This window comes from Ramlibacter sp. bp-362 (assembly GCF_054956735.1).
Map to the genome: position 1 here is coordinate 22,635 of NZ_JBUDXE010000020.1, position 21,691 is coordinate 44,325.

Below are 21,691 nucleotides of genomic sequence, written 5' to 3' on the forward strand. Positions count from 1 at the left end.
GCCGCTGTCGGAAGTGAACCCCACACCATGAAAAAGCACTCCCTCCGTTCCTTGGGCATCCTGGGCGCCGCGGCCCTGCTGCTGGCCGGCTGCGGCGGCGGGGGTGGCGGCGGCGACGCGGCCAGCACCCACGTGCAGTTCTCCGAGCCGGTGGCCGGCTGTTCGGTGGCGACGCAGAAGAAGTTCGTGCGCGCCTACCTGGACGACGTCTACCTCTGGTACCGCGAGATCCCGGAGGTGGACGCCTCCAGGTACACGACCACGGGGCAGATCGACGACTACTTCGACGCGCTGACCGACCTGCCGCAGGACCGGTTCAGCACGGCGCTGTTCACGGACAAGCATGCGAGTTCCGTGGAGGCCTCGCAGCAGCTCGACCTGGGCGACCTGCTCGCGACCCACTCGGTTCCCACCGGTCCGAAGTTCGCCACGACGCCCGGCGGCCGGGAGATCGCCTACCTGCAGCTGCGCAACGAGGACGAGGGTTCGCAGGACGAGCTGATCGCGGCCTTCCGGCAGATCCAGGCGCATGGCGCCGTGCAGGACCTCGTGCTGGACCTGCGCGACAACCTCGGCGGCTTCGTCTACTCGGCGCTGACGGCGGCGTCGATGATCACGGGGCCGGCCAACGACGGCAAGATCTTCGAGCGCCTGGTCTTCAACGACAAGCGCGGGACCAGCAGCCTGTTCTTCTCGGGGCAGGTGCAGTTCACCGACGGCAGCGCGCCGCGCTTCCCGGTGGGCACGGCCTTGCCGCGCCTGTCGCTCGATCGCGTGTTCATCCTGACCGGCGGCGACACGGAGACGGGCGCCGTCACCTGCTCGGCCGCGGAATCCATCATCAACAGCCTGCGCGGCGTCGGCGTGCAGGTGATCCGCGTGGGCGAGACGACCTGCGGCAAGCCCTACGGCTTCAGCGAGAAGGTCAATTGCGGCTACTCGTTCTACGCGATCGAGTTCCAGGGCTTCAACGCGAAGGGCTTCGGCGACTACGCCAACGGCTTCGAGCCGATGTGCCGGATTTCGGACGAGGTGCCCTTCGCCAATCGCGGCACGAGCTCGGACCCGGTGTACGAGGGCGCGCTGCACTACGTCGACGCCGGCGCCTGCCCGGCCGGCACCACGGTCTCGGGCGTGCAGAGCGCCGCGCGGCCGATCGTGAGCCCGGCGCGCAAGCCGCCGCCGCTGGCCGCCACGCGCCGGCTGTCCCCCGGGATGCTGCCCCGTTGAGCGCCGCCGCCTCCATGCAGCCGCTGCGCACGTGGCCGGCGGCCGCGCGCGCGCGCATCGCCGGCGTGCTGACCGACATCGACGACACGCTCACCACCGAAGGCGCCGTCACGCCCGACGTGCTGCAGGCGCTGGATGCGCTGGCGCGCGCCGGGCTGCACGTCATCCCGATCACCGGGCGGCCGGTCGGCTGGAGCGAGCCCTTCGCGCTGCAGTGGCCGGTCGATGCGATCGTGGCGGAGAACGGCGCGGTGGCGCTGACGCGCGGCGAGGGCGGCGCGCTGCGCAAGATCTACATGCAACCCGCGGCCGAGCGGGAGGCGAACCACGCGCGCATGCAGCGGGTGGCGCAGCGCGTCGTGCGCGAGGTGCCGGGCGCGACCATCTCGCGCGACAGCGGCGGCCGCGAGACCGACATCGCGATCGACCACAGCGAGTTCACGCACCTGCCCCAGGAGCGGATCGACGAGGTGGTGGCGGTGATGCGCTCCGAGGGCATGCACGCCACGGTCAGCTCGATCCACATCAACGGCTGGTACGGCGACCACAACAAGCTGGTCGGCGCCCGCTGGATCGTGCGCGAGCTGCTGGGGCGGGATCTCGAGGCGGAGCTGGACCGGTGGGTCTACATCGGCGACTCGACCAACGACGTGCTGATGTTCCAGCACTTCCCGCACAGCGTGGGCGTGGCGAACATCCGGAGGTTCGAGAGCCAGCTGGCGTTCAAGCCGAGGTATGTGACGGAAGGGGAACGAGGGGCCGGGTTCGCGGAGGTGGCGCAGGCGATTCTCCACGCCTGAACGAGGGTCAGGCCACGATCGGCTGCAGCGGCAGCTCCCGCGCCGTCGTGCGTTCCGCCAGCCGCTCCCAGCACGCCCGCACGAAGGCGTTCATGATGCGGCCGTAGGCCGGGTGCCAGCGCCAGCCCCATTCCGGGTGGAACTGGAAGCCCCACACGAACAGGCTGGCGTCGCGCCAGCGGAAGGCCTCCACCAGTCCGTCGTCGGCGTGCGCTTCCGCCACCAGGCCTTCGCCCAGCCGGTTCGCGCCCTGCGAATGCAGCGAGCTCACGGGGAAGCGGCCCATGCCCGCCATGCGTTCCAGTTCGCCACCGGGCAGGCAGGTGACGAAGTGGCGTTCCACGTACTGCTCGTCGATCGACTCCTCGGGCTCTTCCCAGTGCTGCACCCCGCCCGGGCGGTCGCGCAGCCACTGGTGCAGGCTGCCGCCCAGCGCCACGTTGATGTCGTGCGAGCCGTGGCAGAAGCCGATCACCGGAACCCGCCGCGCGATCGCCAGGCGGATCAGCGGATGCGCGAGATCGTCGCGCTCCGTATCGAACTGGAACTCGGGGCGCAGCGGCTCCTCGCCCCACAGGCGCGGGTGCACGTTCGTGTCGGAGCCGCCCAGCAGGATGCCGTCGACCGTGCCGAGGAGCGCCTCCAGCCGCTCCGGCGGCACGCGCGGGTAGCAGACCGGCTGCACGCCCATGTTCAGCAGCGTGCGCTGGCCCGCTTCGTCCATCACGGTGTAGAGCTGCGTGTGGCCGGAAGGGCCGGTGAGCAGGCGGTGGCTCGCCACCACCCAGACGTTCGGGACGCGCGTGCCGCCCACCCTCAGTCCTCCCGCGCCTCGCGGTGCGCGCGGCACGCGTCGGCGAAGGCTTCCAGCGTGCGCCGGTAGAACGGATGCTGCGCGTGCTGCCATTCGGGGTGCCACTGCACGCCGTAGGCGAAGGCGTCCGCGCCCCGCACCCGCACGCCTTCCACCAGGCCGTCGGGCGCATGCGCTTCCGCGACGAGGCCCTCGCCCAGCCGCTTGATGCCCTGGCCGTGCAGCGAGTTGACCATCGCGCGGGTGCCGCCCGCCCACTGGGCCAGGGCGCTCCCGGGTTCCAGGATCACCTCGTGGCGTTCGGCGAACTGCACGGCCAGCTCCGCGTCGCGCGGCTCGCGGTGGTCCAGCATGCCGGGCTCCTCGTGCAGCACCTGGTACAGGCTGCCGCCCAGCGCGACGTTGATCTCCTGCAGCCCGCGGCAGACGCCGAACAGCGGCACCGCCTTCACCAGCGCCTCGCGCACCAGGTGCATGGTCAGCTGGTCGCGGCGCGGATCGAGCAGGTCGGTGGGCAGCGCCGTCGCGCCGAAGTGCGTGGCCTCCACGTTCGACGGCGAGCCGGTGAGCAGCACGCCGTCCACCAGCGGCAGCAGGCAGCGGATGTCCTCCGCCTCCGCCATGGGGAACAGCACCGGCTGCATCCCCAGTTCCGTCACCGCCATCGCGTAGCGGTCCGCCAGCACCGTGTAGCCGCCGGGATCGTCGAGGTCCAGGTGGCGGTGGCAGGCGGGCAGCCACACCAGCGGCTTGTGCGGGATCTTGGCCATGGCTTGCGCCATCCTGCCAAGCTGCCGGCGGCCGCGCTGGCCGCCGGCGCGCCTTGCGGCGTCGGAATCCGACTACGCTCAGTTGGCCTTGGCCAGGCCCAGCTTCTCCACCAGCGCCTTCTCGCTGCGGAAGGTCTCCTGCGCGAAGCGGGTGTACTGCGCCGAATCCATGTAGATCGGCAGCATGTCGTAGCGGGCCAGCGCCTGCACGTAGCTGGGTTCCTCCATCGCCTTCTTGAAGGCGTCGTGCAGCTTCTTCACCACCTCCGGCGGCGTGCCGCGCGGCGCGCCGATGCCGAAGGGCGAGTTCTGCACCACGTCCACGCCCAGTTCCTTCAGCGTGGGCACGTCGGGGAATTTCTCCAGGCGCTTCTCGCCCCAGGTGTTCAGCACGCGGATCTTGCCGGCCTGCACCAGCGGCGCGAAGCCGGTGGAATCGGCGGCCGCCATGATGTGCCCGCCCGTGATGGCGAGGGCGAGGTCGGCGCTGCCCTTGTACGGGATGTGGTTCAGCTGGATGCCCAGCTTCTGCGCCACCAGTTCGGTGGTGAGGTGCGGGCTGGTGAGCGTGCCGGTGGAGCCGTAGCTCAGCTTGCCGGGGTTCGCCTTCGCGTAGGCGACGAAGTCCTTCCAGTCCTTGAGCGGGCTGTCGGCCGGCACCACGATGCCGAAGGCGTAGCCGGTGACGTTGATGACGTAGCTGATGTCCTTGACCGGATCCCAGCTGATCTTCGTCGTGTACGGCAGGCGGAACACGCCCAGCGGGATCTGCGCCACGGTGTAGCCGTCGGCCGGCGTGGTCTGCAGCAGCTGCGCGGGCAGCGTGCCGCCGGCGCCCGGCTTGTTCTCGACGATCACCGGCTGGCCCAGGATCTTGCCGGCGTTCTCGGCGAGCTGGCGCATGGTGATGTCGGTGGGCCCTCCCGCCGGGAAGGCGATCACCAGCCGGATCGGCTTGGCGGGGAAGGACTCGGCATGGGCGCCCATGCCGGCCGCCGCGAGGGTGGCGGCGGCGAGCTGGACGAAGTGACGGCGAAGCATCGGGACTCCTGTGGGTTGCGGGACAAAGGCCGCATTGAAGCCCGGGCATCGGCACGCGGCCATCGGGCGGAACCCGGCAGGAGTAACGCAGGCGACAGCGTCAGCAGCCGCTGGGGCGCGAGCCGCGCATCTGCAGCGTGCCGTCGAGCGTGAGCTGCTGCACGGTGCTGCCGGGCGTCCGCAGCACGGCGCCGGTGTAGCGCACGCGGCCCGTGTCGCGGTCCACGGAGGCGCCGGCGCTTCCGTCGAGGCGGTATTCGATGCCGTCGATGAAGACGAAGGTGGTGCGCAGCTCGCTGGTGCCGGGCAGGTAGCGGATCTCGCCGTCCATGCGCCTGTCGCCGGGCGACTGGATCAGGCCGTCGAAGCGGAAGCGGCAGGTCTCGGGGTCGCGGCTGGTGGCGAAGAAGAACAGCACGTCGCCCAGCATCACGTTGGTGGAGCGGTAGGTGCCGTCCAGGGGCGAGGGATTCGCCTCGCTCACTGTGAGGGTGGCGCTGCGGCCGCTTGGGTAGGGATCGAGCTCGCCGAAGTCGGGGTCGAAGTCGTCATCGCCGAAGCCGATGCTGATGCCGCCGCCGCAGGCGGCCAGGAAGCTGGCGCACAGCGCCGGCGCGAGCAGGGAGCGGACCACAGAATGCATGGCGAATCCCGGAGTGATGCCGCGATCCTAATTCAGGCGCCGCGCTGTTCGAAGCCTTGCAGCACGTTCACCGCGTTGATGCCGACTTCCTTCACGGCGTAGCCGCCTTCGAACACGAACAGCGTGGGCAGGCCGGCCGCCGCGATGTCCTCGCCGACGCGCAGGTAGTCGTCGCTGCGCAGGCCGAAGCCGGCGATGGGGTCGCCCTCGAAGGTGTCGACGCCCAGCGACACCACGAGGGCGCCGGCGCCGAAGGCGGCGATGCGCTGCAGGGCATGGGCCAGCGCCTCGCGCCAGCGGGCGAAGCCGGTGCCGCGCGGCAGCGGGAGGTTCAGGTTGCAGTCGAGGCCGGCGCCGGCGCCGCGCTCGTCGGCGTAGCCCAGGTAGTAGGGGTACTCGGTGTGCGGGTCGCCGTGGACGCTGGCGAAGAACACGTCCGGGCGGTCGTGGAAGATCGCCTGCGTGCCGTTGCCGTGGTGGAAGTCGATGTCGAGGATCGCGACCTTCTCCACGCCGCCGTCGCGCAGGCACTGGGCGGCCACGGCGGCGTTGTTGACGAAGCAGTAGCCGCCGAAGAAGTCGGGGCCGGCGTGGTGGCCGGGCGGGCGGGTGAGGACGAAGGCGCTGCGCTGCCCTTGCAGCAGGTGGCGCGCGCCGGCGACGGCGCAGGCGCCGCCCTGGCGCGCCGCCTGCCAGGTGCCCGCCGTGATCGGCGAGCCGGCATCGAAGGAGAACAGGCCCATGCGGGCGGGGAAGCTCGCCGGCAGGACGTCGCTGCGGAAGGTGCGGATCGGCCAATAGGAAGGCAGCGCGTCCCGCTCCGCATTGGCTGGGTCGATGGCGATCCACTCGTCCCAGGCGGTGGAGAGGAAATCGAGGTAGCGGGGGGCGTGGACGCGCTGGAGCGGCGCGAGGTCGACTTCAGGCGCTTCGACGATCTCGCCGAGGGCGCGGGCGCGCAGCTCCTGCAACACGAAGTCCGCGCGCGCCGGCACCTCGAAACAGGGCACCAGCTGCCCGCGGAACATCTCGTGGCGGCCGTGGTGGAGGGCGTGGCGGGCGTTGAAGAAGGTGCGCATGGGGGGATGATGGCATCTTGGAGACATGTCATTGCGGCCTTGAGCCGCAATCCATTGGCGGCGTGTCGACACGCAACCGTGGATCCCGGGTCGAGCCCGGGATGACAAGTCTTCTTCCGGCTCAGGCCCGCAGGGGCACGGTCTCGCCTTCGCCTCGCGCCAGCACCGGCGCCAGCACCTTCCCCGTGTGCGTGCCCTTCGCCACCACCGCCTCCGGCGGCGCGGCGGCGACGATCCTGCCGCCGGCGGAGCCGCCGTCGGGGCCGAGGTCGATGATCCAGTCGGCTTCGGCGATCACGTCGAGGTCGTGCTCGATCACCACCACGCTGTGGCCGCCGTCCACCAGGCGGTGCAGCACGCGGATCAGCTTTTCCACGTCCGCCATGTGCAGGCCCACGGTCGGTTCGTCCAGCACGTACAAGGTGTGCGGTGCCTTCTGGCCGCGGCGCGTGACGTCGTCGCGCACCTTCGACAGCTCGGTCACCAGCTTGATCCGCTGCGCCTCGCCGCCCGAAAGCGTGGGCGAAGGCTGGCCCAGCGTCAGGTAGCCGAGCCCCACGTCGCGCAGCAGCTGCAGCGGGTGGCTGATGTTGGGCATGGACGCGAAGAACTCCACCGCCTCGTCCACTTCCATGCGCAGCACGTCGCCGATGTTCTTGCCGCGCCAGGTGACGGCCAGCGTCTCCGGGTTGAAGCGGGCGCCGTGGCAGGCCTCGCAGGGCACCTTCACGTCCGGCAGGAAGCTCATCGCGATGGTGCGCACGCCCTGGCCTTCGCACAGCGGACAGCGGCCCTCGCCCGTGTTGAACGAGAAGCGGCCCGGGCCGTAGCCGCGGGCACGCGCCTCCAGCGTGTCGGCGAACAGCTTGCGGATCGTGTCCCAGAAGCCGATGTAGGTGGCCGGGCAGGAACGGGGCGTCTTGCCGATGGGCGTCTGGTCCACTTCCAGCACGCGGTCGATCGACTCGTAGCCGGACAGCGACTTGCAGCCCACCCACTTCGGGTGCTTGCCGGCGGCGTCGGCGTCGCGGCCGGCCTTGGTGGAGCGCTGCTGCACGGCCGCCTGCACGTTGGCCAGCAGCACGTCGCGGGCCAGCGTGGACTTGCCGGAGCCCGAGACGCCGGTGACGACGACCAGGCGCTTCAGGGGCACGTCGACATCCAAGTCATCGAGGTTGTGGAGGTCGGCGCCGCGGAGCTTCAGGAAGGGGGTGCCCCCGCTTTCGCCCACCGACGTGGGGAGCGCGGAAGCGATCTGGGCGAGCAGCGAGCGCGGCTTCTTCGGCTTGATGGCGGGCGTGGCCACTTCGGCGACGGGCACGCCCACCGGCTTCGTGAAATCCACTTCACGGCGCGGCTTCAGCGGGTGCTTCATCGCGTGCAGCAGGTAGCGGCCCGTCAGCGAGCCGTCTTCCTGCGTCACTTCCTCCGCCGTGCCCTGCGCGACCACGCGGCCGCCGCGCTTGCCGGCGCTGGGGCCGATGTCGATGATGTGGTCGGCGCGGCGGATCGTGTCCTCGTCGTGCTCCACCACCACCAGCGTGTTGCCCTTGTCGCCCAGCTTGTGCAGCGCGTCCAGCAGGATCTGGTTGTCGCGCGCGTGCAGGCCGATGGTGGGCTCGTCCAGCACGTAGCAGACGCCCTGCAGGTTGGAACCGAGCTGCGCGGCCAGCCGGATGCGCTGCGCCTCGCCGCCCGAAAGCGTCGGCGCGCCGCGGTCCAGCGTGAGGTAGCCCAGGCCGACTTCCTCCAGGAATTCCAGCCGCGACTTGATCTCGGGAATCAGGTCGCGCGCGATGCCCTGCTCGCGCGCGCTCAGCACGTCGCGCTGCTGCAGGCTCTCGACCCAGCGGCGGACGTCGCGCACGGACAGCGCCGCGATGTCGGAGATGGCCGTGGCGTCGAAGCGCACGGCGCGCGCCTGCGGATTGAGGCGCGTGCCCTGGCAGGTGGGGCAGGCCTCGTCGGAGACGTCCTCCACTTCGGCTTCGGCGAAGGTCTGCTCGCGGCCTTTCTCCTCGCCGGCCAGCACGGTGTCGTCCAGCGCCTTGCGCTGCTCGCGCGTGAGGCGCACGCCGGTGCCCACGCAGTCGGGACACCAGCCGTGCTTGCTGTTGTAGGAGAACAGGCGCGGATCCAGCTCGGGATAGCTGGTGCCGCACTCGGGGCAGGCGCGCAGGGTGGAGAACACCTCGACCTGGCCGATGCCGTCGTGCTTGGCGACGCCCTGGCTGAAGGCCGTGCGCAATCCGTCCAGCGGCGCCAGGACGTGGACCACGCCCTTGCCGTGCTCCAGCGCCACGGCGAGCTTCTCGCGCAGCAGGGCTTCGTTCGCGGGCGTCACGTCGAGGTCGCACACCGGCAGCTCGATCGTGTGCTCCTTGAAGCGGTCGATGCGCGGGAAGCCCGTGGTCGGCAGGAAGTTGCCGTCCACGCGCAGGTGCGTGTAGCCGCGCGGGCGCGCCCAGTCGGCGAGCTCGGTGTACACGCCCTTGCGGTTCACCACCAGCGGCGCCAGCACGCCGACGTGCTGGCCGCGGTAGCGCTTCATCACCTGGGCGACGATGCTGTCGGGCGTCTGCGGGCGGACCTCGGCGCCGTCGTTCACGCAGTGCTGCACGCCCAGCTTCACGTACAGCAGGCGCAGGAAGTGCCAGACCTCGGTGGTCGTGCCCACCGTGGACTTGCGGCCGCCGCGCGAAAGGCGCTGTTCGATGGCGACCGTCGGCGGGATGCCGTACACCGCGTCGACCTCGGGACGGCCCGCCGGCTGCACGATCGAACGCGCATAGGCGTTGAGCGATTCCAGGTAGCGCCGCTGGCCTTCGTTGAACAGGATGTCGAAGGCGAGCGTGGACTTGCCCGAGCCCGACACCCCGGTGATCACGCTGAACTTGTTGTGCGGGATGTCGACGGAGAGGTTCTTGAGGTTGTGTTCCTTCGCGTTGACGATCTGGATGGCGTTCGGCCTGGCGGCGGCCCTCACCCCTGCCCTCTCCCGCTCGCGGGAGAGGGAGTCGGGCAGGGACTCGGCGACGCCGAGGGTGCCGTCGTACTCGCGCAAGGCCTTCGCCGTGTGCGAGGTGGGATGCAGCTTCACTTCCTCGGGCGGGCCTTCGGCGACCAGGAGGCCGCCGCCGTCGCCGCCTTCCGGGCCCAGGTCGATCAGCCAGTCGGCCGCGCGGATCACGTCGAGGTTGTGCTCGATCACGATCAGCGAGTTGCCGCCTTCGAGCAGCTTGCGCAGCGCCCGCATCAGCTTGGCGATGTCGTCGAAGTGCAGGCCGGTGGTCGGCTCGTCGAACAGGAACAGCGTGCCCTTTTTCGCGACGCCCTGGCGCGTGTGCGTCGACGTGCGCGCCGCCTCGGCCAGGAAGCCGGCAAGCTTCAGGCGCTGCGACTCGCCGCCGGAGAGCGTCGGCACCGGCTGGCCCAGCTTCACGTACTCCAGGCCGACGTCCACGATCGGCTGCAGCGAACGGATCACGTCGCGGTCGTTGGCGAACAGCGCCGCGGCCTCGCTCACCGTCAGTTCCAGCACGTCGGCGACATTCAGCGTACGGAAATTGGAATCTGACCCCAATTTGCGTTCGATGGAGACTTCCAGGATCTCCGGCCGGTAGCGCTTGCCGTCGCAATCGGGGCAGCGCAGGTAGACGTCGGAGAGGAACTGCATCTCGACGTGCTCGTAGCCGGAGCCGCCGCAGGTGGGGCAGCGGCCGTCGCCGGAGTTGAAGGAGAACTTGGCGGCGGTGTAGCCGCGCTGCTTCGCGAGCGGCGCGTTGGCGAAGATCTCGCGGATGCAGTCCCAGGCGCCGACGTAGCTGACCGGATTGGAGCGCGCCGTCTTGCCGATCGGCGACTGGTCGACGAAGACGACGTCGGAGAGGTGGTCGGCGCCCAGCAGGCGGTCGTGCGCGCCGGGCGTCTCGGTGCTGCGGCCGAAGTGGCGCAGCAGCGCGGGCGCCAGGATGTCCTGGATCAGGCTGGACTTGCCGGAGCCGGACACGCCGGTCACGACCACCAGGCGCTGCAGCGGGAACTCGACCGACAGGTCCCGCAGGTTGTGCTCGCGCGCGCCTTCCAGCACCAGGCGCGGCGTCGATTCGGTGACGGCGCGCTTGAGCCCCATGCCCACGTGCTTGCGCGCGCCGAGGTAGGCGCCGGTGAGCGTGTCGGCGCTGCGCAGGTCCGCCGTCGTGCCGTCGAAGACGATCTGGCCGCCGCGCTCGCCGGGGCCCGGGCCCATGTCGATGATGCGGTCGGCCGCGACCATCACGGCCGGGTCGTGTTCCACCACCACCAGCGTGTTGCCGGCATCGCGCAGGCGATGCATGGCCTGGGTGATGCGGTTCATGTCGCGCGGGTGCAGGCCGATGCTGGGCTCGTCGAGCACGAACAGCGTGTTGACCAGCGAGGTGCCGAGCGCCGTGGTGAGGTTGATCCGCTGCACCTCGCCGCCGGAGAGCGTGCGGCTCTGGCGGTCCAGCGTGAGGTAGCCGATGCCCACGTCCACCAGGTACTTCAGGCGCGTGGTGATCTCCTCGAACAGCAGCTTCAGCGCCTGCAGCTCGCCGGTGCCGGCGTGCGCTTCCGCCGCGGGCTCGACGCGGTCGAAGAAGCGGCGCAGCCGGTCAATGGGCATCAGCATCAGGTCGTGCAGGCACAGGCCCGGCAGCGCCTCCAGCTGCTCGCGCGTCCACTGCACGCCGACGGGCAGGAAGCGCTGCGACGGCTCCAGCACGGCGTCCGCGTCTTCCTTGCTGCCCAGGCGCCACAGCAGCGACTCGAGCTTCAGGCGGGCGCCGCCGCAGGTCTCGCAGGGCGTGTAGCTGCGGTACTTGGACAAGAGCACGCGGATGTGCATCTTGTACGCCTTGCTCTCCAGGTATTCGAAGAAGCGCTTCACGCCATACCACTGGCGGTTCCAGTTGCCCTCGCGGTAGTTCGGGGCGCCGTGGATGACCCAGTGCTTCTGTTCGGGCGTGAGCTTGTACCAGGGCGTGTCGCGCGGGATGCCGGCGGATTCGGCGTGCCGCATCATGTCGTCCTGGCATTCCTTCCAGGCGGGCGTCTGGAAGGTCTTCACCGCGCCGGCGCGCAGCGTGAGCTTGTCGTTGGGGATGACCAGGCCGTAGTCGACGCCGATCACGCGGCCGAAGCCGCGGCAGGTCTCGCAGGCGCCCACCGGCGAGTTGAACGAGAACATCGACGGCACCGGATCGCCGTAGCGGATGTCGGAGTCGGGGCAGTGCAGGCCGGTGGAGAACTTCCACACCTCCTCGCCCTCGCCGACATACACCGCCAGCCGGCCGCTGCCGCGCTTGAGCGCCACCTCGATCGCCTCGATCGCGCGGACCTTTTCCACGCCCTGGATCCGGAAGCGGTCGGCCACCACGTCCAGCACCTTGCGCGGGCCCGTGGGCGTGGCCACCTCGCGTTCGGCCTGCACGCGGGTGAAGCCGCTGGCCGCCAGCCACTGCTCCACTTCCTCGGGCGTCGTGCCCGCGGGCAGTTCCACCGGGAAGGTCACCACCAGCCGCGGATCGCCTTCCTTCGTGCGTTCCATCAGCTGCTCGTAGATCGTCTCGGGCGAGTCGTGCCGCACCTGCAGCGCCGTCTGCCGGTCGAACAGCTGCGCGGCCCGGGCGAACAGCAGCTTCAGGTGGTCGTTCAGCTCGGTCATCGTGCCGACCGTGGAGCGCGAGGATCGCACCGGGTTGGTCTGGTCGATCGCGATCGCGGGCGGCACGCCTTCGACCCGGTCGACCGCGGGCTTGTCCATGCGGTCCAGGAACTGGCGGGCGTAGGCCGAGAAGGTCTCGACATAGCGGCGCTGGCCCTCGGCGTAGAGGGTGTCGAACACCAGGCTGGACTTGCCGGATCCGCTGGGACCGGTCACCACCGTCAGCTCGCCGGTGTGCAGGTCGAGGTCGAGGTTCTTGAGGTTGTGCTGTCTGGCGCCGCGGATGCGGATCGATCCCTGGGACATGGAGGCTCTTTTCAAACGAGGCCCGACATTCTAGGGAGGGGGTGCCCCGCGCGCCGGCGGGGCGCCTGCATACCCTTGTGGTACCGCGGCCATGCCGGGGAGCGCCATCCGGAAAAGCGAGTGCGTGTTTTCCGTCACGAATGGGTGTAACAAACTTCAACAATCACGCGCGCCTCACTACACTCGCGCAGAGGCGCGGACACGCGCACGTTGAGGAGTGGATCGTGAAGAAAGCCATCGTGGCGGTGCTCGCCGCCCTCGCGCCCGCCTGGGCCCTCTCGCAGATCGTCATCGGCCAGACGGCCGGCATCACCGGCATCGTCGCCACGGGGGTGAAGGAGACCACCGACGGCGCCAAGCTCTGGATCGACCACGTGAACGCCAAGGGCGGCGTGCACGGCCAGAAGATCGAGCTGCTCTCCCTGGACGACAAGTTCGACCCGAAGCTGGCCGCGGCCAACGCCAAGGTGCTGGTGGAGCAGAAGAACGTGCTGGCGCTGTTCCTCAATCGCGGCACGCCGCACAGCGAGGCCATCATCCCGCTGCTGGACGCCAACGGCGTGGCGCTGATCGCGCCTTCCACGGGCGCGATGTCGCTGCGCAAGCCGGTGCAGAAGAACATCTTCAACGTGCGCGCGACCTACCAGCGCGAGGCCGAGAAGGCGGTGACGCACCTGCACACGCTGGGCATCACGCGCATCGCCGTGGTGTACGCGGACGACTCCTTCGGCACCGACGGCCTGCAGGGCGCCCACAACGGCTTCGCCAAGGCCAGGATGGAGCCGGTGGTGGTGATCAAGGCGCACCGCCTGAAGCCGGACTACCCGGCGATCATCTCCGGCATCACGGGCAAGGAGTCGCAGGCCGTGGTTTGGATCGGCTCGGGCAACGCCGTGGCCGAAGGCATCAAGGCGCTGCGCGCGGCCGGCTCGGCGGCCCAGGTGGTCACGCTGTCCAACAACGCCTCGTCCGGCTTCGTGAAGAGCCTGGGCAAGGACGCCCGCGGCGTGATCGTCACGCAGGTGTTCCCTTCGGAGCGCTCGATCGCCTATGGCCTGGTCAAGGAGGGCATGGTCCTGGCCAAGGAAAAGAACATGGAACTGAGCCCCGCGATGCTGGAAGGCTTCGCCGCCGCCAAGGTCCTGGTGGAAGGCCTGCGCCGCGCCGGCCCGAACCCGACGCGCGCGAAACTGCTCGCGGCGCTGGAAGGCATCAAGAAATTCGACATCGGCGGACTGGAAGTCAGCTACGGCCCGGACGACCACACGGGACTGGACTTCGCGGACCTGTCGATCATCGGGGCGGACGGGAAGTTCAAGCGCTGAGGTCGGGGGGCATGGATCCCGGGTCGAGCCCGGGATGACAAGCTCTTTTAGACCACAAGGAGAGGACTTGTCATTGCGGCCTTGAGCCGCAATCCATCTCCGCGCGCCTACCCCCTCCGCGTCTGCCCCGCCGGCAGCGCAGCCGCCTTCTCCCACGCCCCGGACGTGAACCACGGGTCGCCTTCCAGGTAGCCGCGCAGCATCGCAAGCCCGTCGTACCCCCAGAACAGCTTCCCGTCCACCTCGCAGGTCGGCACCCCGAACAAGCCGCGCGCGATCGCCGCGTCGGTGTTGGCCTTCAATTCGGCCTTCACTTCCTCCCCGGAGGGATCCCGCTGGGGCTGCAGCAGCGCGCGCAATTCCTCCAGCCGCTTCGCGTCCGCCGCATCCGCCCCGCCACGCCACACGTGCCGGAACACCGTCTCCGCGACGTAGCGGTTCACCAGCCCGTCCCGTCCGCAAGCCAGCGCCAGCCGCAGCAGACCCAGCGGATTGAACGGATGCGCCGCAGGCATCTGCATGGGAATCCCCGCGGCGTGCGCGAGCCACAGCACCTGCCGGTACGTCCAGTCGCGCTTGGGTGCGATCTCCGCCGGGCCGAGCTGGCCGTGGTGTTTCAGGAAGCCGGCGAACAGCACCGGGCGGTAGTCGACTTCGTAGCTCAGTCCCTTCAGCGCCTCGGGCAGGCGCTCGAACGCCAGGTACGCGTAGGGCGAGATGAAATCGAAATGGAAGGTGATGTGCTTCATGATGCGCGCGCCCTTTCGGCCAGCAGTCGCCACACGGCCCGCTTCTCCTCGTCGGAGGCGAGGCCCCAGCCCGCGACCTCGTCCAGCGTGCGGAAGCAGCCTTCGCACAGGCCCGTCGCCGGGTCCATGCGGCAGACCGAGATGCAGGGCGAAGGCACCGGCTCGGCGGGGTCGAGCGCGCGCGCCCTTTCCAGCAGCAGCTCGCGCGCGGAATTCATGCCGCCGGCGGCTGCACCACGTCGGCCACCGGCGCGCCGGTCAGGCGCTCCAGGTCCTGCGGCCGCAGCTTGAACACGCCGTGCGGATGGCCCGCGGCGGCCCAGATCTCGGCGAAGCGGAACAGCTCGCGGTCGATCAGCGTCACCGGCGGCTGCGCGTGCGCGATCGGCGACACGCCGCCGATGGAGAAGCCGGTGCGGCTCTTGACGAAGTCGGCGTCGGCGCGGCCGGTCTTGCCAACCAGCGCGTCGACCTTCTTCTCGTCCACGCGCCGGTCGCCCGAGGTGATCACCAGCACCGCGGCGTCGTCCGCCTTGCGCCGGAAGATGATGCTCTTGGCGATCTGGCCCACGGCGATGCCCAGCGCGTCGGCCGCCTGCTGCGCCGTGCGCGCGGCGTCGTCCAGCATCACGGGCGCATGCGGATGGCCCGCGTCCTGCAAGGCGCGGGCCACGCGCTGCACGCCGTCGGGGAGGGAGTGGAGTTCGGAACCGCACATGACTAGGCCGCCCGCTTGGTCAGGATGGCCGTGGCGGCGCGCGAGTTGGGCTTGCGGCCCAGGTAGTCGCTGATGTACTTGCCGGCGTCGATCAACTTGTCGAGGTCGATGCCGGTGGCTATGTCCATGCCGCGCAGCATGAACACCACGTCCTCGGTCGCCACGTTGCCCGTCGCGCCCTTGGCATAGGGGCAGCCGCCCAGGCCCGCCACCGAGGCGTCGAACTGCCAGATGCCCATGTCCAGGCAGGCCAGCGTGTTGGCGAGCGCCTGGCCGTAGGTGTCGTGGAAGTGGCCGGAGACGTCGTCGATCGCATAGTGCTTCAGCGCCGCTTCCATCGCGGCCTGCACCTTGCGCGGCGTGCCGACGCCGATGGTGTCCGCCACGCCGCAGTGCTGCACGCCGATCTGCTTCATCAGCCGGGCGACCAGCTCCACGTCCTCGGGCTTCACCTCGCCCTGGTACGGGCAGCCGACCGCGACCGAGATCGCGCCGCGCACGTGGATGCCCTTCGCGCGCGCCGCCTCCACCACGGGCGCGAAGCGCTCGATGCTCTCGGCGATGGAGCAGTTGATGTTGCGCTGGCTGAAGGCCTCGCTGGCCGCGCCGAACACGACGATCTCGTCCGCCCCGGCCGCGAGGGCGCCCTCGAAGCCCTTCATGTTGGGCGTGAGCACCGAGTAGCGCACGCCCGGCTTGCGGCGGATGCCCGCCATCACCTGCGCGGCGTCGGCCATCTGCGGCACCCACTTGGGCGAGACGAAGCTGGTGACCTCGATCTCGGTGAGGCCCGCGTCCTGCAGCCGGTGCACCAGTTCCACCTTCACTTCGGCGGGCACCGGCTCCTTCTCGTTCTGCAGGCCGTCGCGCGGGCCCACGTCGACGAGCTTGACCTTGCTGGGGTATTTCATGGCGTCAGTATCCTCTCTGCCGGTCGACCACGCCGGCGATGGGTTCTCCCCGCTCCAGCGCGCGGATCTTGCGCACGATCTGCGCGATGCTCTCGTCGCGCAGGGTTCGCGCCGAGGTGTGCGGCGTCACCGTGATCTTCGGGTGCCGCCAGAAGGGATGCTCCGCCGGCAGCGGCTCGCTGCGGAACACGTCCAGCGCCGCCCCGGCCAGATGGCCGCTGTCCAGCAGGGCCAGCAGGTCCTCGTCGACCAGGTGCGCGCCGCGCGCCACGTTGACCAGGTAGCCGCCCGGCTGCAGCTGCGACAGCGTGCGCCGGTCCAGGAGGTTCTCGGTCTCCGGCGTCAGCGGCAGCAGGTTGACCAGCACGCGCGTGCCGGCCAGGAATTCGGCGAACTGCGCCTCGCCGGCGAAGCACTGCACGCCGGGCAGGTCCTTGGCGCTGCGGCTCCAGCCGCGCACCGGGAACTCGAAGCCGGCCAGCGCCTGCGCGACCCGCTGCCCCAGCACGCCCAGGCCCAGCACGCCGACGGGGAACTCGGCGCGAGAGCGCGGCTTGCGGAAGGCCCAGCGTCCGGCCGCGGCCTCGCGCTCGTAGGCATCGAGCTCGCGGAAGTGCCGGATCACCGCATGGCAGACGAACTCCGCCATCTGCACCGACATGCCGGCGTCGTCCAGTCGCACGACCAGCGCGTTCGGCGGCAGGCGCAGCTTCATCAGCGCGTCCACGCCGGCGCCGATGTTGAAGATGCCCTTCAGCTGCGGCTGTTCGTCCAGGAACTGCTGCGGCGGCGCCCACACGACGGCGTGGTCCGCCGGCGCGGCGCCGGGGCGCCAATCCTCGACCTCCGCGCCGGGCAGGCCGGCGCGCAGGCCTTCGATCCAGGGGGCGGTCTTGGTGTCGGTGCAGCAGACGGTGAGGCGCATCTTGCCATTGTGCGGGAAGGATGCTGGGGTTCGCTGGCGCTCACCGCCAGCCTACGGGGCCGTGGCGGGTCTCGTAGGCTGGCGGTGAGCGCAGCGAACCCCAGCAACTCTCAGGCGCCGAGCTTCAGCAGCTCCGCCCCCTCGGCCACCTGGTCCCCCGGCGCGTACAGCAGCTCCGCCACCGTCCCGTCCGCCGGCGCGGCGATGGTGTGCTCCATCTTCATGGCCTCCATCACCGCCAGCGCCTGGCCCTTGCTGACCTTGTCGCCGGCCTTCACGGCGAAGGACACCACCTTGCCCGGCATCGGTGCCGTGAGCCGCCCGCCTTCGGCCGCGCCCTCGCCCGCGTGCGCCAGCAGGTCGATCGACGTGATCTGCGCGGCGCCGGCCGGCGTGAACACGTGGTCCGTCTCGCCCAGCGTGTACACCACGGCGCGCGCCTCGCGCTCGCCGAAGCGCAGCACGAGCGTCTCGCCTTCCACGCGATACGCAAGCGGCGCTGCCGCCGCGCCGTTCACCGCCAGTTGCCGGGCGCCGTCGTGCAGCGTGGCCAGGACGGCCTGGGTGTGCTCGCCGCCGAAATCGAACGCGAAGCGGCGCAGCGCCACGCCGTGCGAGCGCCAGCCGTCGCGGCGGCTGAAGGGGTCGTCGCCCGCCAGCGCCTGTTCGTCGGCGAGCGTCTTCGCCACCGCGGCCGCAGCCGCGAGCTCCAGCCCCACCGGCTGCTGGTTGAACAGCACTTCGGCCTCGCGCTGGATCAGCGCCGTGTCCAGGTCCGCCTTCGCGAAGGAGCGGCTGCGCAGCACGTGGCGCAGGAACTGCACGTTGGTGCTCAGGCCGACGATGTGCGTGGCGGCGAGCGCCTCGTCCAGGCGGGCCAGCGCTTCCTCGCGGGTCGCGCCGTGGACGATCAGCTTGGCGATCATCGAGTCGTAGAAGGGCGAGATGGCGTCGCCTTCGCGCACGCCGTCGTCCACCCGCACCGCGCCGCGCGTGAAGGCCGTCGCCTGCGGCTTGCGATAGACGTGCAGCGTGCCGGTGGCGGGCAGGAAGTTGTTGTCCGGGTTCTCGGCGCAGATCCGCGCCTCGATCGCGTGGCCCTGGATGCGCAGGTCTTCCTGCTTGAGCGGCAGCGGTTCGCCGGCGGCGACGCGCAGCTGCCACTCCACCAGGTCCAGGCCCGTGATCGCCTCCGTCACCGGATGCTCCACCTGCAGGCGCGTGTTCATCTCCATGAAGAAGAAGTTCATCTCGCGGCCCTTCTGCTCCACGATGAACTCCACCGTGCCGGCGCCGACGTAGTTCACGGCACGCGCGGCCGCGACGGCGGCTTCGCCCATGCGCTTGCGCATCGCCTCGGTCATGCCGGGCGCCGGCGCTTCCTCCAGCACCTTCTGGTGGCGCCGCTGCACGGAGCAGTCGCGCTCGAACAGGTAGACGTAGTTGCCCTGGGTGTCGCCGAACACCTGGATCTCGATGTGGCGCGGGCGGGTGACGTACTTCTCCACCAGCACGGCCTCGTCCCCGAAGCTGTTGCGCGCCTCGCGCTGGCAGGACGCGAGCGCGGCGGCGAAGTCCGACGCCTTCTCCACGGCCCGCATGCCCTTGCCGCCGCCGCCGGCGCTCGCCTTGATCAGCACGGGGTAGCCGATGCGGTCGGCCTCGCGCTTCAGCAGCTCCGGATCCTGCGCGGCGCCGTGGTAGCCCGGCACCAGCGGCACGCCGGCCTTCTCCATCAGCTGCTTCGATTCGGCCTTGAGCCCCATGGCCTGGATCGCCGAAGGCGGCGGGCCGATGAAGACCAGCCCGGCCTCCGCGCAGGCGGCGGCGAAGGCCTCGTTCTCGCTCAGGAAGCCGTAGCCCGGGTGGATCGCCTCGGCGCCGGTCGCCTTCGCGGCCTCGATGATCCGCTCCCAGCGCAGGTAGCTGTCCTTGGGCGCGCTGCCGCCGATGTGCACCGCCTCGTCGCAGGCCTGCACGTGCTTCGCGTGCGCGTCGGCATCGGAATACACCGCCACCGTGCGGATCGCCATGCGGCGCGCCGTCGCGGCCACGCGGCACGCGATCTCTCCCCGGTTCGCAATGAGGATCTTGCGGAACATCAGCCCAACTCCCGCGGCCATGGCCGCCCCTTGAAAAATTGACCGAGGCCGCGCAGGACGGTGCGCAGCACCTTCACGAGCACGACCAGCAGGACCACGGCGAGCACGATGCTCACCGCCAGGACGATGGCGAAGGCCACCGGATGCGTGGCCGACAGCCACAGCATGAACACGACGAGCCCGTCCTCCGCCAGCGACACCGCCGTGTTGGAGAAGGGCTCGGGCGAGAGGTTGACGGCCGCGCGCGTCGTCATCTTGGTCGCGTGGCTGGTCGCCGCGAGGCTGCCGCCCGCCAGCGCCGCGATCCAGGTGATCGCCTCGCCGTCGGCGCCCAGCGCGCCCGCGGCCAGCGCCGCGCCGGCCGGGATGCGGATGAACGTGTGCACCGCATCCCACATGGAATCCAGCAGCGGGATCTTGTCGGCGAAGAACTCCGCCAGCAGCATCGAGCCGCTCGCGATCAGCAGCGCGGGATGCTGCAGGATGTGCAGACCCGGCGGCAGCTCCACCCATCCCAGCCAGCCGGCCAGCCCCGCCAGGAACACCGCCGCATAGAGGCGGAAGCCGCTCGCCCAGCCGAGCGCCGCCGCCAGCGCCAGCAGCTGCGGCGTGTCGAGCAGGTGGGCCAGCGACTCCGGCATCTCAGCTTCCCGACAACCAGTTCGGCTTGCGCTTGCCCAGGAAGGACTGGATGCCTTCGCGGCCTTCCTCGCTGGCGCGGATGTCGGCGATGCCTTCCACCGTGCGCCGCACCAGGCCCGCCGTGATCTCGTGGCCCGCCACGTCGTGCAGCAGCTTCTTGCAGGCCTTGACCGCCTGCGGGCCGGCACCCACGAGCGCCTGCGTGAGCAGGCCTACCCGGGTGTCCAGGTCGACGGCCGGCACCGCTTCGTGCACGAAGCCGAGGCGCAGCGCCTCCGCCGCGCTGAAGCGCTCCGCGGTCAGGAACCAGCGGTGCGCGGCGCGAGCGCCCATGGCGCGGATCACGTAGGGGCTGATGGTCGCGGGGATCAGGCCCAGCCGCACTTCGCTCAGGCAGAACTGCGCCGTGTCCGCCGCCACCGCCATGTCGCAGACCGCCACCAGCCCGGTGCCGCCCGCATAGGCGTCGCCGTGGACGCGCGCGACCGTCGGCTTGGGGCAGCGGAAGATGATCTCCAGCAGGCGGGCCAGCTTGGATGCGTCCTCGATGTTCTCCTCGCGCGTGTAGCTGGCGATGCGCTTCATCCAGTTCAGGTCGGCGCCCGCGCAGAAGGCCGGGCCGTTGCCCGCCAGCACGATGCAGCGCACGTCGTCGCGCTCGCCGAGCTCGTGGAATGCGAGCGTGAGCCGCGCGATCAGTTCGTCGTTGAAGGCGTTGCGGACTTCGGGCCGGTCGAGCGTGACGGTGGCGACGCCCCCGGCGATGGATTGCTGCAGCATGCGATGGTCTCCTTGTGTGTCGTTGCGCGCTTCAGTAGCGCTTGGCCGCTTCTTCCAGCATGACCTCGGTGGCGCCGCCGCCGATGGCCAGCACGCGGGCGTCGCGCCAGAGCCGCTCGACGGCGGTCTCGCGGATGAAGCCCATGCCGCCGTGGAACTGCTGGCAGGCCTGCACCACCTCGTTGACCAGCTCGCCCGTGAGCGCCTTGAGCATCGACACGTCCTGCACGATGTCGTCGCCCCGGGTCACGCGCCAGGCGCAGTGGTACATGAACTGGCGCGCGGCGCGCGTCTTCGCGTCGAGCATGGCCAGGCGCTGGCGGATCACCTGCCGGTCCCACAGCGGCCCGCCGAAGGCCTGCCGCTGGCGCACGTGGTCCAGCGTGTGCTTCAGCGCCTGCTGGCAGTGGCCCACGGCCATCGCGGCCAATGCGATCCGCTCGGTCTGGAAGTTCTTCATGACCGAGTAGAAGCCCTTGCCCTCCTCGCCCAGCAGGTTGGCGGCGGGAATGCGCACGTTGTCGAACACCAGTTCGGCCGTGTCGGAGGAGAGCCAGCCCGTCTTCTTGAGCGCGCGGCCGACGCTGAAGCCGGGCGTGCCCTTCTCGACGATGAACATCGACACCTCGCGCTTGCCCGGCCCGGTCTTCGCCGCGACGAAGTACAGGTCGGCGTGCACGCCGTTGGTGATGAACATCTTGGTGCCGTTCAGCACCCAGTGGTCGCCATCGCGCTTCGCGCTCGTGCGGATGCCCGCCACGTCGGAGCCGGCGCCCGGCTCGGTGATGGCCACGGCGGTGATGGCTTCGCCCGCGCAGACCTTGCGCAAATACCTGTCCTTCTGCGCCGCGTTGCCGGCATGGTGCAGGTGCGGCCCGGCCATGTCGGTGTGGACCAGCACCGTGATGATGAAGCCGGCGTAGGTGGACTGCGACAAGGCTTCCGCGAACACCAGGTTGGTCAGCGCGTCGGCGCCGCCGCCGCCGTATTCCGGCTCGAACATGAGGCCCAGCATCCCGGCCGCACCCATGCGGCGCAGCACCTCGCGGGGAACGAAGCCCTGCTCTTCCCAGCGGTCGGCGTGCGGCTCGACCTCGCGCGCGATGAAGCGCGCGACCTGGTCGCGCAGGAGCTCGTGCTCGGGGGTGTCGTAGATCGAATGCTGCATGG

18 protein-coding genes are annotated in these 21,691 nt (G+C 70.3%); 3 read left to right on the top strand and 15 right to left on the bottom strand.

Features of this window, described 5'->3' with window-relative positions; genetic code table 11:
* The first annotated feature begins 27 nt into the window (after nucleotides 1–27).
* Together ACY0MJ_RS20295 and ACY0MJ_RS20300 are read left to right on the top strand one after the other, a co-directional pair.
* Complete coding sequence (locus ACY0MJ_RS20295; protein ID WP_462640359.1) at nucleotides 28–1,230, top strand: S41 family peptidase; 1,203 nt, start codon at nucleotides 28–30, stop codon at nucleotides 1,228–1,230.
* 14 nt (nucleotides 1,231–1,244) lie between these two features.
* Entirely contained in the window at nucleotides 1,245–2,030 is a 786-nt protein-coding gene (locus ACY0MJ_RS20300; RefSeq protein ID WP_462640394.1) for an HAD family hydrolase, read from the top strand.
* 7 nt (nucleotides 2,031–2,037) lie between these two features.
* Here the strand turns inward: ACY0MJ_RS20300 and ACY0MJ_RS20305 are convergent, their stop codons facing one another.
* The 6 genes from ACY0MJ_RS20305 to uvrA all read right to left on the bottom strand — a co-directional run bounded on the left by ACY0MJ_RS20305 (nucleotide 2,038) and on the right by uvrA (nucleotide 12,369).
* On the bottom strand, nucleotides 2,038–2,844 hold the full coding sequence (locus ACY0MJ_RS20305) for a gamma-glutamyl-gamma-aminobutyrate hydrolase family protein (RefSeq protein WP_462640360.1): 807 nt from the start codon (nucleotides 2,842–2,844) through the stop codon (nucleotides 2,038–2,040).
* A gap of 2 nt (nucleotides 2,845–2,846) precedes the next feature.
* Nucleotides 2,847–3,614 carry a gamma-glutamyl-gamma-aminobutyrate hydrolase family protein gene (locus ACY0MJ_RS20310; protein ID WP_462640361.1) on the bottom strand — a complete coding sequence of 256 codons (768 nt, stop codon included), beginning with the start codon at nucleotides 3,612–3,614 and terminating at the stop codon, nucleotides 2,847–2,849.
* A gap of 78 nt (nucleotides 3,615–3,692) precedes the next feature.
* On the bottom strand, nucleotides 3,693–4,655 hold the full coding sequence (locus ACY0MJ_RS20315) for a tripartite tricarboxylate transporter substrate binding protein (protein ID WP_462640362.1): 963 nt from the start codon (nucleotides 4,653–4,655) through the stop codon (nucleotides 3,693–3,695).
* Nucleotides 4,656–4,755: 100 nt separating this feature from the next.
* Nucleotides 4,756–5,298 carry a hypothetical protein gene (locus tag ACY0MJ_RS20320; RefSeq protein ID WP_462640363.1) on the bottom strand — a complete coding sequence of 181 codons (543 nt, stop codon included), beginning with the start codon at nucleotides 5,296–5,298 and terminating at the stop codon, nucleotides 4,756–4,758.
* Between the two features lie 32 nt (nucleotides 5,299–5,330).
* The gene (locus tag ACY0MJ_RS20325; protein ID WP_462640364.1) at nucleotides 5,331–6,377 is read right to left on the bottom strand and encodes a histone deacetylase family protein; all 1,047 of its coding nucleotides are present in this window, start codon (nucleotides 6,375–6,377) and stop codon (nucleotides 5,331–5,333) included.
* Nucleotides 6,378–6,498: 121 nt separating this feature from the next.
* Complete coding sequence (uvrA, locus tag ACY0MJ_RS20330; protein WP_462640365.1) at nucleotides 6,499–12,369, bottom strand: excinuclease ABC subunit UvrA; 5,871 nt, start codon at nucleotides 12,367–12,369, stop codon at nucleotides 6,499–6,501.
* A gap of 224 nt (nucleotides 12,370–12,593) precedes the next feature.
* On the opposite strand from uvrA, the gene ACY0MJ_RS20335 reads away from it, so the two are divergent.
* Entirely contained in the window at nucleotides 12,594–13,694 is a 1,101-nt protein-coding gene (locus ACY0MJ_RS20335) for an ABC transporter substrate-binding protein (RefSeq protein ID WP_462640366.1), read from the top strand.
* 107 nt (nucleotides 13,695–13,801) lie between these two features.
* Here the strand turns inward: ACY0MJ_RS20335 and ACY0MJ_RS20340 are convergent, their stop codons facing one another.
* The 9 genes from ACY0MJ_RS20340 to ACY0MJ_RS20380 form a co-directional block, all read right to left on the bottom strand.
* Nucleotides 13,802–14,443 (bottom strand): 2-hydroxychromene-2-carboxylate isomerase, encoded by a 642-nt coding sequence (locus ACY0MJ_RS20340; RefSeq protein ID WP_462640367.1) that lies wholly within the window; start codon nucleotides 14,441–14,443, stop codon nucleotides 13,802–13,804.
* Nucleotides 14,440–14,661: a DUF1289 domain-containing protein gene (locus tag ACY0MJ_RS20345; RefSeq protein ID WP_462640368.1), complete on the bottom strand. Its 222-nt coding sequence runs from the start codon at nucleotides 14,659–14,661 to the stop codon at nucleotides 14,440–14,442. The genes ACY0MJ_RS20340 and ACY0MJ_RS20345 overlap by 4 nt, the downstream gene beginning before the upstream one ends.
* Nucleotides 14,658–15,161: a YbaK/EbsC family protein gene (locus ACY0MJ_RS20350; RefSeq protein ID WP_462640369.1), complete on the bottom strand. Its 504-nt coding sequence runs from the start codon at nucleotides 15,159–15,161 to the stop codon at nucleotides 14,658–14,660. The genes ACY0MJ_RS20345 and ACY0MJ_RS20350 overlap by 4 nt, the downstream gene beginning before the upstream one ends.
* 2 nt (nucleotides 15,162–15,163) lie before the next feature.
* The gene (locus ACY0MJ_RS20355; protein ID WP_462640370.1) at nucleotides 15,164–16,072 is read right to left on the bottom strand and encodes a hydroxymethylglutaryl-CoA lyase; all 909 of its coding nucleotides are present in this window, start codon (nucleotides 16,070–16,072) and stop codon (nucleotides 15,164–15,166) included.
* A gap of 4 nt (nucleotides 16,073–16,076) precedes the next feature.
* Nucleotides 16,077–16,997, bottom strand: a complete 921-nt coding sequence (locus tag ACY0MJ_RS20360; protein ID WP_462640371.1) for a 2-hydroxyacid dehydrogenase — start codon at nucleotides 16,995–16,997, stop codon at nucleotides 16,077–16,079.
* A 110-nt stretch (nucleotides 16,998–17,107) separates the two neighbouring features.
* Entirely contained in the window at nucleotides 17,108–19,099 is a 1,992-nt protein-coding gene (locus tag ACY0MJ_RS20365; protein WP_462640372.1) for an acetyl/propionyl/methylcrotonyl-CoA carboxylase subunit alpha, read from the bottom strand.
* Nucleotides 19,099–19,740 (bottom strand): DUF4126 domain-containing protein, encoded by a 642-nt coding sequence (locus ACY0MJ_RS20370; RefSeq protein WP_462640373.1) that lies wholly within the window; start codon nucleotides 19,738–19,740, stop codon nucleotides 19,099–19,101. Before ACY0MJ_RS20370 ends, ACY0MJ_RS20365 begins: the two co-directional genes overlap by 1 nt.
* 1 nt (nucleotide 19,741) lies before the next feature.
* Nucleotides 19,742–20,521 (bottom strand): enoyl-CoA hydratase/isomerase family protein, encoded by a 780-nt coding sequence (locus ACY0MJ_RS20375; RefSeq protein ID WP_462640374.1) that lies wholly within the window; start codon nucleotides 20,519–20,521, stop codon nucleotides 19,742–19,744.
* Between the two features lie 31 nt (nucleotides 20,522–20,552).
* Nucleotides 20,553–21,689, bottom strand: a complete 1,137-nt coding sequence (locus ACY0MJ_RS20380) for an acyl-CoA dehydrogenase family protein (protein ID WP_462640375.1) — start codon at nucleotides 21,687–21,689, stop codon at nucleotides 20,553–20,555.
* Nucleotides 21,690–21,691 lie beyond the last annotated feature (2 nt).